The organism is Coprococcus sp. RTP31081st1_H1_RTP31081_211007, assembly GCF_040227275.1.
Classification (GTDB): domain Bacteria; phylum Bacillota; class Clostridia; order Lachnospirales; family Lachnospiraceae; genus Coprococcus; species Coprococcus aceti.
In genome coordinates this window covers 683,433-695,396 of record NZ_JBEHVP010000001.1, presented here as the reverse complement: position 1 = coordinate 695,396, position 11,964 = coordinate 683,433, and the positions used below count along the sequence as shown (strand labels likewise).

Annotated in this window: 18 protein-coding genes; 16 read left to right on the top strand and 2 right to left on the bottom strand. The window is 37.1% G+C overall.

Annotated elements, in window-relative coordinates; translation table 11 throughout:
- The first annotated feature begins 290 nt into the window (after positions 1-290).
- The 14 genes from ABUA31_RS03075 (at position 291) to ABUA31_RS03010 (ending at position 9,899) form a co-directional block, all read left to right on the top strand.
- Positions 291-893, top strand: coding sequence for a ClpP family protease (locus ABUA31_RS03075; protein ID WP_055223855.1), 603 nt, complete (start codon positions 291-293; stop codon positions 891-893).
- Positions 894-897: 4 nt separating this feature from the next.
- A complete protein-coding gene (locus tag ABUA31_RS03070) occupies positions 898-1,650 on the top strand; it encodes a hypothetical protein (protein WP_055223857.1) in 753 nt (250 codons plus the stop codon).
- Between the two features lies 1 nt (position 1,651).
- Positions 1,652-3,559 carry a type IV secretory system conjugative DNA transfer family protein gene (locus ABUA31_RS03065; RefSeq protein WP_349818498.1) on the top strand — a complete coding sequence of 636 codons (1,908 nt, stop codon included), beginning with the start codon at positions 1,652-1,654 and terminating at the stop codon, positions 3,557-3,559.
- Positions 3,560-3,802: 243 nt separating this feature from the next.
- Entirely contained in the window at positions 3,803-4,132 is a 330-nt protein-coding gene (locus ABUA31_RS03060) for a hypothetical protein (protein WP_349818499.1), read from the top strand.
- Positions 4,133-4,488: 356 nt separating this feature from the next.
- Entirely contained in the window at positions 4,489-5,214 is a 726-nt protein-coding gene (locus ABUA31_RS03055; RefSeq protein WP_349818500.1) for a hypothetical protein, read from the top strand.
- 91 nt (positions 5,215-5,305) lie between these two features.
- Positions 5,306-5,821, top strand: coding sequence for a hypothetical protein (locus tag ABUA31_RS03050; RefSeq protein WP_349818501.1), 516 nt, complete (start codon positions 5,306-5,308; stop codon positions 5,819-5,821).
- 16 nt (positions 5,822-5,837) lie between these two features.
- A complete protein-coding gene (locus ABUA31_RS03045; RefSeq protein WP_349818502.1) occupies positions 5,838-6,254 on the top strand; it encodes a metallophosphoesterase family protein in 417 nt (138 codons plus the stop codon).
- A 57-nt stretch (positions 6,255-6,311) separates the two neighbouring features.
- On the top strand, positions 6,312-6,638 hold the full coding sequence (locus tag ABUA31_RS03040; protein ID WP_349818503.1) for a hypothetical protein: 327 nt from the start codon (positions 6,312-6,314) through the stop codon (positions 6,636-6,638).
- A gap of 24 nt (positions 6,639-6,662) precedes the next feature.
- Entirely contained in the window at positions 6,663-7,691 is a 1,029-nt protein-coding gene (locus ABUA31_RS03035) for a zinc metalloprotease (RefSeq protein WP_349818504.1), read from the top strand.
- A 14-nt stretch (positions 7,692-7,705) separates the two neighbouring features.
- Positions 7,706-8,122 (top strand): hypothetical protein, encoded by a 417-nt coding sequence (locus ABUA31_RS03030; protein WP_349818505.1) that lies wholly within the window; start codon positions 7,706-7,708, stop codon positions 8,120-8,122.
- Between the two features lie 69 nt (positions 8,123-8,191).
- A complete protein-coding gene (locus ABUA31_RS03025; protein ID WP_349818552.1) occupies positions 8,192-8,566 on the top strand; it encodes a metallophosphoesterase in 375 nt (124 codons plus the stop codon).
- A 12-nt stretch (positions 8,567-8,578) separates the two neighbouring features.
- Positions 8,579-8,875: a hypothetical protein gene (locus tag ABUA31_RS03020; RefSeq protein ID WP_349818506.1), complete on the top strand. Its 297-nt coding sequence runs from the start codon at positions 8,579-8,581 to the stop codon at positions 8,873-8,875.
- A gap of 24 nt (positions 8,876-8,899) precedes the next feature.
- On the top strand, positions 8,900-9,235 hold the full coding sequence (locus ABUA31_RS03015; RefSeq protein WP_349818507.1) for an ASCH domain-containing protein: 336 nt from the start codon (positions 8,900-8,902) through the stop codon (positions 9,233-9,235).
- Positions 9,236-9,263: 28 nt separating this feature from the next.
- A complete protein-coding gene (locus tag ABUA31_RS03010) occupies positions 9,264-9,899 on the top strand; it encodes a macro domain-containing protein (protein ID WP_349818508.1) in 636 nt (211 codons plus the stop codon).
- Positions 9,900-9,991: 92 nt separating this feature from the next.
- Here the strand turns inward: ABUA31_RS03010 and ABUA31_RS03005 are convergent, their stop codons facing one another.
- Positions 9,992-10,189: a helix-turn-helix transcriptional regulator gene (locus ABUA31_RS03005; RefSeq protein ID WP_117548695.1), complete on the bottom strand. Its 198-nt coding sequence runs from the start codon at positions 10,187-10,189 to the stop codon at positions 9,992-9,994.
- A gap of 98 nt (positions 10,190-10,287) precedes the next feature.
- Entirely contained in the window at positions 10,288-11,016 is a 729-nt protein-coding gene (locus ABUA31_RS03000) for a S24 family peptidase (RefSeq protein ID WP_349818509.1), read from the bottom strand.
- A gap of 345 nt (positions 11,017-11,361) precedes the next feature.
- Between ABUA31_RS03000 and ABUA31_RS02995 the strand changes: the two genes are divergently transcribed.
- Entirely contained in the window at positions 11,362-11,574 is a 213-nt protein-coding gene (locus ABUA31_RS02995; protein ID WP_349818510.1) for a LexA family protein, read from the top strand.
- 25 nt (positions 11,575-11,599) lie between these two features.
- Complete coding sequence (locus ABUA31_RS02990; RefSeq protein ID WP_119962755.1) at positions 11,600-11,842, top strand: hypothetical protein; 243 nt, start codon at positions 11,600-11,602, stop codon at positions 11,840-11,842.
- Positions 11,843-11,964 lie beyond the last annotated feature (122 nt).

Sequence of the window (11,964 nt, the reverse complement as noted above, 5' to 3'; positions counted from 1 at the left end):
GATGCAAAGATTGATGTATATCCAAATCATATAGAGACATATACATCAGAGAATAGTTACTGGGATAAGCATGATCATCATCACACAGATGAGCACGGCAATACAACAGAGGCACACCCAATGGAGTCAAGATCATGGAGAGATACCTGTAGAAGTTAGTGTAACATATCCCCACCTGAAGAGACCGATTGGTGATCGGTCGAAATCCGGTGGCTGGCTGCGACATAGACTCCGGTTGGTCACTGGATAGTGGGAAACCAAGAAGTTTTATTAACGAAGGAGGAGAAAAAATGGCAATATTTACACCAAATATCATAACAAACACAAACGGAACAGATCATATGGCAGATTTACGGAGTGAGATGTTCTTCAAAAAGAGGTTGATTACTATAGATAGCGAAATAGATAGTGATCTTGCAACCTCGGTTATATCTCAGATGATGTATTTGAATGGAAAGTCGGATGATGATATATACGTGATGTTGGATTCTCCGGGAGGATCTGTAAGTGCAGGATTCAGGATCTTTGATTATATGAAGTATGCATGTAGATGTGATGTTGCGACAATTTCAAATGGAATAACGGCATCTATGGCAGCATTTCTTCTTGCGGCAGGTAAAAGTGGTAAGAGATATGTAACACCCAATTCGGAAATAATGATACATCAGCCTCTTGGAGGAACACAGGGGCAGGCAACCGAGATGATTATTGCTGTTAATCATATTATGAAAGTCAAAGATAACTTAACTCGTATTCTTTCAGAGGAGTGTGCTAAGGATTTTGACACTGTCTCAGAAGATATCGAGAGAGATCATTGGATGGATGCAGACGAGGCAAAGCGCTATGGAATTGTGGATATCATAGGTTATCCGGAAGAGTTGTTGGAGGTGTAGATTGATGAGCGGATCTTTAGATTTTTATGGAGTAGACGGTGTAATGGACGAGATGAAAAACATCTTAAGAGATAAGCTGGTTTATACAAACAGGGTCGCCAGTCTTCCTAACTTTATTATTCTTCTTGATGGAGGAGATGGTCAGACCTACATAACAGAGGTGATTACAGACATGTTAGTCAGTAATAAATTAAGAGATTTCAATGGGCTCGATGAGTACGTTGAATATAAACCAGAAGGAGCATTGCCATATATTAAGTGGATGTTTTCTGATATTGAGGACAATGCAATTTATGGTAATGAATATAAGGGCGTGGTTTCTATTGATGTGTCGAGACTTGTGAACTATCAGAATGAATATCAGGTGGAGTATTTCCTGACTCATTTGAAAAGAGTGGCTAAGCATGCAACATTGATTTTATTCTGTGATACAACTCTTGGGAAAAAAGGGGAGCGACTGATTTCTACTTTGCGAAAGACATTGGCAAAAGTTGATGTTATTTCTGTCGAAAAGAAATCTTCACGTGATTATGCATGTATTATTGCTCAGAATATCATTGATAGAGGAATAGACATTCAGGATAAAGAAAGCACTGTGAAAATTCTGGAAAACACCGTGGCGAGAGATATCAATTCGGTAAGAGAGGCAATAGCCTGTAGTGAGAAGCTGGCTTTTGGTGCTGATTATTCCGTAAAACCGCCATTGTTGACAATAAAAGCTACACAGAAATTTGGAAATAATAAGGAGGTTTATTAGTATGGGAAGAAGCGAGCGTTGGGCAACTGATCGCGAGAAGAAAAAGACATTGAGTAAGAATGGGGCAGGTCCTATATTGTACCTTGAAAATGATGAGAAATTTGCCTATTCCGATGAATCTCATATAGCGATACTTGGGGAGTCGGGTACAGGTAAGAGCAGAAGACTTATAATACCTATGATTCTGAATTCCTTAACAAATAGCACTAATAAGGAAAGCTTTGTTATCGCAGATCCGAAGGGTGAGATATACAGTAGTACTATAAGGTCGGTACCCAAGGAGTATGAGATTTACAAGTTTGACTTCAGAAATTTGTATAGAGAGGATGATGTAACTTGTTGGAATCCTTTGGCAGCTCCCTATGAACTTTGGAAGACGGGAACAGATGAGAATATTTTTAGGGCTGAACAGATGGTTGATGACTTAGCGCATGCATTATATCCTGTTCCACCAAATGAAAACCCATTTTGGACGACAGAAGCAAGAAATATGTTTGAAGGAGCAGTATATTCACTCTTTAGTTATGCTAAACCTGAAGAGGTGAATTTGACAAGCCTCTTTTATTTTTTTCAGCTTGGAGATGAAAAGTATGGTGCAAGTACATATGTGAAAGAGTTAGTGAGTTTTGCATTGGATGATGGAAATGAGAATGTGGCAATGGGGCTTCAGAGCTATGTATCAACGGCATCAGAAACTCGTGGAGGAATTCGATCAAGCTTTCTTAATAGGCTTTCTATTGCAACGAGAAGTGGTGGAGTGAGAAGTTTCCTGAGTAATGATGATATTCATATTAATACCCTTAAGGGCGATAAGCCGGTTATTATATACATTATACTTCCGGATGAAACGCCTATATATGAGGAACTTGCTGGAATGCTTATCAGTCAGCTTATGAATCATTATATTTATATTGCAGAAAATCTATGGTCGGGAAAGCTCCCCATACGTATCAACTTCTGCTTAGATGAGCTCGGGAACATCGGAGAATCTATTTCTAACCTTCCACATTTGCTTAGTGCTGGCCGGTCGAGAAATGTCAGGGTAGAATTGGTATTGCAGAGTTTGTCACAGCTTGATGATATTTATGGTAAAAGTAACGCTACAACGATCATATCTAATACATCCGTTAAGGTGTTATATAGAGTTTCAAATTACGAAACCCTCTCCGAATTTTCAAGGATGTGCGGTGAGAAGGAAACCCTATTAGATAATGGGCTTGTTAAGAAAGAACCTCTTATTTCTCCTGTCCAGCTTGGCGCTATGGATGTTGGTCAGGCCTTGGTCATTATTTCAGGAAGAACAAAGTATATAACAAGATTTCCGGACTATACAGATTTGTTTAATTTGACGGATGAGAAGAAAGAAATAGATAGAGGCATTATATATAGAAAACGAAAAAAAACGAAAACTTTTGATGTGAAGGAGTACGTAAAAGCAAGAAAAAATGAGAGACTGAAAGCGGCAGGTATGTTAAAGGAGGATGATTTAGAAGTCAGAAAAAACCTTCCATTTCCATATCCATTTGATGTCACAGATGAATCAAGCCTGGATGCTATGATAAAAGATATTGACAGAAAGATTGCAGAGCTCGAAGCCGAAGAACGTGAAGAAAAGCGTAAGGAAATGGAGCGCAATAATAAGGAGAAGATGAGCAGTACAGAAAAAAAGAGAAAAAGGTATTCTATTACAATAAATACACCATATGAAACTGCAGTGATCAAAGCATTGATGAAAGTGATGGAGATGCCGGTTTCAAAAGCAAAGGATTTATATGATCATGCAAAAAAGAAAAATGGAGGTGGTGAGATCGTAGTTCTTTCTGGGTTGAGCAAGACAAAGGCAGATCAGCTCAAGAAAGAGCTGGAGAAAAAAATAGATATAGAGAACATAGATATAAGAGTGGAGTAAGAAGACTATTCCGTATTGGTGAAAGGAAGGTGTGTAATGCAGTGCTTAATAATATAGAAATATTAAAAAAAGAGCCACATAAAAGTTTTTTGACTGCGTATGAGAATGATAAGTCATGTGTGGAGTTGCATTTTCCAATCGCCAATACGGATAAATTTAATCCCTCCCTTGGATGTTATACAAATAATAATTTATATAATGTAAAAATGTAGAGATGTGGGCGGTAAGGAGAGAAAGATAGATATGAAAAATATAGAGGTGAAGATAGCAAAAGGTCAAATTCTGGCATTTGCGCAACTTCATGGCAGTAAAAACAGTGAAAATGATATATTTGTAAATGGAGCTATTTCATTTGCAAAAGACATGCGAGAAATGAAGAAGTTCAGAGTATTTGCCAATTTGTGCAATGAGCAAGGAGAAATTTTACATATACTTTCTACATATAAAGTCTTTTCAACTATAAATAGTTATTATTCATTTTCTTTGTACTGTGCAGACATTTCTCGGTATCTGGAGGTGGATAAATTGGCATATGTAGAGGTGTATGCAGTGTTAGATGATAAATGTGAATAAGCAAAATTTGATGAATAAATGAGGAAGAATGGTTAGTATTTATGGACAAACATAAGGGGGCAGATTTACAAATAAAAGAAAGATCGTAGTTGTACGCTGTAGAGACGGAATATAAGAAGAGTTATATGGTGTTTTAAGTGAAGATAATGATATCCACGTGAACTGATGGAAAAATTATCCTGCTGTTAGTGGAACATATTATTCGTTTTCGCTTTACTGCAGTATAATAGATAGATTTTTTGATGTTGACGAACTTGATTATGCAGAATTGTACTTGAGCTTTAATGAGAAGAAATCATAAAGATGCGTAGAATAACAATAGAAAACGATATAGATACACGAAGGAGGCTGGTAACATGCGAAAACAGGGGATTAAACTCAAGGATAAATCAACACTCTCAAAGGGCGAATACTTGTTTGATCATTTTTTGTATGGGCTCATATTAGGGTCATTTGACGTATATAATATACTTCCCTATTTTGTGCCAATCGCAAAATATAATAATTCAATTCCAAGGTTGATTATTTGCATGTTATTGACCAGTGTGTTCGGAATTCTTTTCAGTTACAATTATAATCGGAGTGGTAAAGGGGTTGTTCAAGATATTTTATTAGGCATTGGATCCTATACAGTTTTAACTATTGGGAAATACGCGTTTAGTTTCATTAGGTGGTTAGGAGTGGGACTATTTGTGATATCGCTGCTTGGAGTTGTTCGTATAATTGCTAAGAGGATAAGGAGAATAGACAGAAAAAAACAGATTATTATCTCAAGATTCCTTAGAAGCACACAGGTGGTAAGACGCAATGCTGGAGTCTGTGCGGCGATAGTCATTATAGCGCTGCCAATAGCACTTAAATGCTTTCCAAATGATAAGTTAAACGAGGATTATTATGCAAAGGTTTGTGCAGAGTATGGTCTTAATGCTGAAGATATACAAGATGGAATTGGAATATCGGGATATGGAGGAGAACTAAGTATTCATGAAGACTATGGAGATGAATATAGGCTCGAGGAAAATATAGATACCATAAAATGGATAAGAGATAATAGTCTTCTGAATAAACAGACAGATGACTAGATATTAGAAGAAATCAAAGAACCTGAGGATGAGATTATTACTATATATGACAATGAACTGTGAAGTATACATTATAGGAGGAGATGGACATATGATGATATTCAGGAAGAAAGAACGAGATGATATTTTAAATAACGAGCCATATGCTGCATTTATTAAAAAATTTGATAAGCTGCAAAGTGTCATAAATGAAAAGATACATATTAGAATCGACACAAATAGCAATGGTAATAAAACAGGATTTACAAGTGGATTTTACCTTGATTCTTGCTATGCACAGTGGTTTGAGTTGAAGTTTGAATTCTATGGATTGGATAACGAAGAGAGCAATCCAAACCAGCAGCTTTATGTGATGCATAGTTTGGAGTATAAATTTGTAGATGATGATTATAATGATATGATGCTGGACACAGTTGCAGATATAGAGAAGAGGAATGGTTACATATATTTATCGTCATTGGTTCATGAGTGTGAAGTGAGAAGCTCAATGAACAACAAAAATACAGTAACTGTAATGTATTCGGTACTTTGTGATAAAAAAGCTGCAAAGGAAGTCTGTTTACAGCTTATAAATCACGATATTGCTTTGTTTACGCGTGGTTTCTAGCTAACAGGAGGGTGTAGTGAAACAAAATTGGTTTTTACTAGGAGATATCCATGGCGAAGCTGCAGCCATAGAGTATTTTTATAATCATCATAGAGAAAGACTAAAGTTGGATGATTGCCAGAATAATATCATATTGTTAGGAGATGTTGGATTAAACTATTCAATAACAGGATTGGCGGATTTTTATTACAAGACATCACTATCAAAGCTGCCATTTACATATATTTGTTTGCGAGGAAATCATGAATCTAGAGTCAGTGATGTGATTAAGCGCAATCCATCGAGATGGAATCCGATAGAAAAATATGGCGGATTGGTTTATGTTGAAAATGATTTTCCGAATATCGAATATCTTGTGGATGGTCCGGCTATTTATGAATTTGCAGGTTACAAGACATTGTCTTTGCCAGGAGCATACTCTGTTGACAAATGACTCAGATTGGCAAATGGGTGGCAGTGGTTTGCTGATGAGCAGCTATCGGAAGAAGAAATGCAGTATGGAAGAATGCTGGTTAATCATGAAAAATCAGTGGATTTGGTTATTTCGCATACATGTCCTATAGAATTTGAACCGAATGACTTGTTCCTTGGCTCAATTGATCAATCTCAGGTAGATAAGACCATGGAATTGTATTTGGGTGAAATTGAAAACCAGTTGGATTATCGTAGATGGGCCTGGGGACATTATCACGCGGACAGATTGTATCCATGGAAAGATGGTAAGGAAAAACTTATGCTTTTTAATGAACATGTTGTGGATCTGTGTAAGTTCATGGAGATGGGGAAAGCAGATTATTTTGTGGATATATTGGCATAAGTCGGTAGATGTGGAGGTGAGTTTATGCCAACAAAAATTAATGTAAATGGAAAGTATCCGTGTTGTGCTAATTGGGTTGTGATGAAAAGAACACGTGATGGTGTAATAGCGAAAAACTGTCTGATTGATGAAACGATTAAGTTGTCAGACAGAGAGGCTAGATATTTGACAAGACTTAATGGAAATAGAAATCCATATAGGATGAAAGGATTTTCAGCCGATGAATGTACCAGCTACTTTAGATTCTTAAAAGAATGTATGCTAGTAAGAGAAGCAGGAAGAAGTATGCATATAGATGAGATGAAATTATATACATTGATTATTCCTAATAAGACTAGAACAAATTCGGTAATTCCTAGAATATTGAACTTTCTGTTGTGCATCTTATTCCTGCCGGTTTTTGCATATGGGCTTTACTGTATATTTGCATATGAAAATACATGGGGGATGGAAGATCCTACTATATTGAATATATTACTGGGAAGTATTGGAGGTGTTTTTCTGGGAACGATATTGCACGAATCTGCACATGCTTTTTCCTGCTTAAGTGATGAAAATGGAAGAGTGTTTGAAGCTGGAGTGATGTTGAATGGAATGTTCCTTGGTGCATATGTTTTAATCGATGAATCAGAGATAAAGAGCAATACAAAAAGAGCACAGATTAATCTTGCTGGTGTGGAAATGAATTTGTTGTTAGCAGGAGTACTTATGATATTGGCAACATTTGGAAATTTCTTGAGACCATGGAAAGTAGCTCTGTTATTTGCCGCATTACAGAATGTTTTTTTAGTACTCATGAACTTGGCTTTTACTGAAGGATTAGATGGGGAACATGCTTTAAGCAGTCTATTTGGAGGTTTCGTTGTCGATGCGGCAAAAGCAAATCTTTCTGTGTTGTTTGATAGACAAAGAAGAGTCGATTATTTTGCTGTACATGGTATATGTGGGGCAGCAAATATATGTGTAAGTCTTGTAATTTTAGTTTTTCAATTTATAGTGCCGCTTGTAGTAGTTGCAGATATCAGTATATGGATAGGAGCGCTGTTTCAATGAATTTGAGATACGATATGGCAAAATTAGTAATAGGTGCAGTCAATGTAGGTATGATATTGTATTCTTCCGTATGTTCAGGATTGACATGTACATTTGGTTTATGGGGAATTGCAACTGCAGTTGGAATATTGTGTTTAGCTGTGAAAAGTGTGTCTTTCATTAAAAAGAATGAAAGTATATGGATGTTCGTTCTTGTTTTATTTGTTACGATTCCTTTTAATGTAAGACTTGCAACAGTAGCTGTTGGGGAGTGCTTTGCAGAAATCAATGTTTTTTCAAAGATATTGTATATTGTAATGGTATGTATGAGTCTGCTGTCTGCGGAAGAGATATTTATAGGGTTGTTAACGAGATTTATTTGGCCTAGACAGGATGAATCATTTATATCGGAACTTAAGAAAATTGATGAAAACATAGATCAGAATGGGTAGGAGTAATATGCTATATTTAATATCAGATATTCATGGTAATTTGTTAGAATTTAAGCAAATTTTAAGAAGATAGAATTTGATGGAGAAAAAGATAATTTGATAATTATGGGAGATATTTTGGATCGAGGGCCGGATGGGATTGCTCTGTTGAGATATGTCAAACCATATATTTTAGATAACTCGATGGAATTGCTGCTTGGTAATCATGAGTTATTTGCCGTTATGTATCTAAACGGTGTTCTTGGCGAAAAGAATACAGATAAGGTTCTTGATGAGAGAACATGGACGGCCTTTGGAGGTGGAGACACGTTAAAGTCGATTAAAAACATGACAGCCTTTGAGAAGAAAAATTTATTATCCTTTTTGGAGCACTTGCCTATTTACTCGGAAATTAGCTCCCGATATCTAGGAAATGTAATCGTTACGCATACTGGTATTGATTGAAATAATTATGTAATGAACGCAGATGGAACAATTAATGTTAAGAGTAGTATAAAAAAGGCTTTTGAAAATAATATTTACAGTTATATGGTTGGTATGGACTTACATCAAGTCCCCAAGAAAGATAAAGAACGGTTTGATCAATTTATTATTGTGGGACATGTTCCTTGTTTCAGATTAAATAAAGATATGAGTAATAAGTTCTACAGAACAGATTACTATATGGATATTGACGCCGGAGCTGGACACATGGAACAAGGGGGAACATTGGGCTGTTATTGCGTTACTACTGATGAGGAGATATATCTTTAGCAAAGGATCAGGAGGTTGCAGGTGATGCTTCATGAAATGAGATTAAAACCAGATCCGTTCGAGGGAATAGAAGCCGGCAAGAAGAAAATTGAGTTCAGACTCTGGGATGAAAAGAGACGGCTTATCAAACCCAGAGATAAGATATTATTTACAAATACAGATACCGGACAAAACATATTGACCTATGTTGTGGATATTCATAAAGCGGATTCTTTTGTGCAATTAAAAGAAGTGCTTGTTAAAAAGAATCTGATTGAAGAAAATGATTTTGAGCCTTCAACAATGTTAAAATATTATAGCAGTGAGGAGGAGAAGGAGTATGGAGTGGTTGGAGTTGAGATTGCATTGCTGAGTGATTAATCTTAGACAGTGGTATGAGAGAAATTGAATGGGCAACGTTGCAAATCTACGAAATAGACAGGTGAAAGGAAATGGGAAAGTGAAGTTCCTGGACAAAATATATATAATAGATATTGATGAAAAAATGATAGATAGCTTGATGAAGTATTTTCAATGGGAGACTAATGTTGAACTTTGTTGTTGCGATATAGAGAGCTTTCTAAAAGATCATATAGAAAAAATAGACGGAGTGACAAGTGCGGCAAATTCATTTGGAATAATGGATGGAGGGCTTGATAAGGCACTGGTTGATTTCTTTGGCGAACAATTACAGTCAAATGTGCAAAGGGTAATTCAGAAAGAATTTCTTGGCGAACAACCAGTAGGAACATGTTTAACTATAGATATACCGGGGTATAACAAAAAAATACTACATACACCAACGATGAGGATTCCCCAACCGATTTTAGATCCGCGAATTATATATACGGCAACTCGCAGTACACTTGTTGAAGCGATAAAAAACCAGATTTTTACAATAACGTTGCCTGCGTTTGGACATCTAACGGGTAATGTTAAATCGGAAATTGTAGCACAGTATATGAGAATGGCTTATGATGATGTAAAAAAAAACACTTCAAGAGACATCTTCTATAAATACGTGGGAGTTTGTATACGAAAATAAAAATATAGATGGGGTTTTATTTAAAAGCTATTTTTCAGGTAACTCTCCCCATAATAAACAGTAGAGACTGAGGCAGTTTGCCCCAGTCTCTACTATTCTATATGAAATACATCCTCAACCATCAGGTTGAAGTATGCGGATATTCGCAGCATAAATTCAGCGGATGGAGTGCCTTCGCCACGTTCAATACGACTGATGGTTCTGGTACAGAAGCCTGTTGCAGCTGCAAGATCATCCTGAATGATGCCACGGCTTTCGCGGATTTCTTTTAAGTTGTTGACAACTGCCATTTCAATCACTTCCTTGTAGTTTTCTAAGTTTGTCTTTAAATCAAAGTATAGTGGAATATATGTCCAAAATAATGCGCACGAATTTGATGGTTCGCTATTTAGATAGATAAATCTGTGGCGCTGCCGGTTCCTACGACCTTTCCAAATACATCAAAACGATCATTTTCACTGACACGGATGGGTGCATATTTTTTATTTAGTGATACAAGGAAGATACCCTCCTTGTCTTCTCGTAGTTTCTTGATATAGGCATCTCCATTCAGGGAGAAAATGCCGATTTCACCATTTTCAACAGTTTCCTGTTTGATTACCCATGCAATGTCTCCATCATGGAACTCTGGTTCCATACTGTCACCACTGATCTTTACACCGAAAGAAGTGTTTTCAGGCAGCAGAGCTTCATCTATGTTAAGAGTCCTGCTTGGACCATCTTCAAGGAAGTTTCCAGTACCAGCAGATACTGCATTTTCGTATACCGTGATGGCTCTGAGAAAAGGAATGATCTGACATACGTGCTTTTCGTATTTGCCAGAGGCATGCAAAAGGCTGATATAGTCGAGAACCTTTAGTTTACCTTCTTCGTTCAATCCATCAAACAGATTATATGGATTGCTTCCAAAGTATGCTTCGTATATATCTTCAATCTGAAGAATCTGACACAGCGACAGGAAGAGTGATATGCCGGGCTCAGTGGCATTCTGCTCCCATTTGGAGACTGCCTTTCTGGTGAGATTAAATCCTTTTGCCTGGAGCTTAGTGGCAAGATCTTCCTGTGATAGTCCTAGTTTTTTCCTATTTTCAGATATGATTTGTCCTATGGAATGCATATTTACGCCTCTTTTCTATTCGAATTTGGTTGATTGTTTCCCGTATAGTATATATCAGGATGAAATATCATGCAAGCACAAAATCTCCAAATAAGAGCAAACTGGACATATATGTCAGTTGACAGTCGCTTGATGAGAGCATTATACTGGAGCACGAAAGAAACACTACATGAGCTATACTATGAGACTGTTATAGTCTGGAAAGGAGGAAGACCATATGGTTCATCCACATGGATACTTTGGTTAAGGGCATATTGCTCTACTTAACGGTGCACAAGGTGGCTTTGACACTTTGGCATACGCGATTACTGCCAGATGGCAGGTAAAAGGAGGATATTTTAAATTATGTATTATGATTTGAATGAGAAAACGACAGTTGTGTATATGTTTATTTGCGATTTTAACCGGGAACATGGGTATTCTCCGACAGTCAGAGAGATAGGAAAGCATGTAGGACTGAAATCCACATCAAGCGTTCAGGCATATCTTAGAAAACTGGAGGAATGTGGCTATATTGCAAGACTCAAGGACTGCCCACGTACAATTAAGATTTGTTAGTGATGATTGGCAGGAGGTTAAGGCAATGAGTAATAAGGTATATGTAGATGTGCTTGCAGAATTTACCACGGATGGGATTTTGATACCGAGAAGTCTCCGCTGGAAGGACGGAACGGTTTATGAGATACAACGGGTAAACGATATGAGAAGGGCGGCGAGCCTGAAAGCGGGAGGTGTTGGAATGAGGTACACATGTATGATTGATGGCAGAGAAAGTCATCTATATTACGAGGATAATAATTTATGGTTTGTAGAGGGAAGAGCCTGACCTTGATGTATCATGGTCAGTTGGCTTCAAAGATCAGCATTTACCGGGGCATACGAGAGGTATGCGCGGAACTCCCGGCAAGCAAGCTTGCAAAGGTGATTCCCTTTTCCTTTTCAAGTACA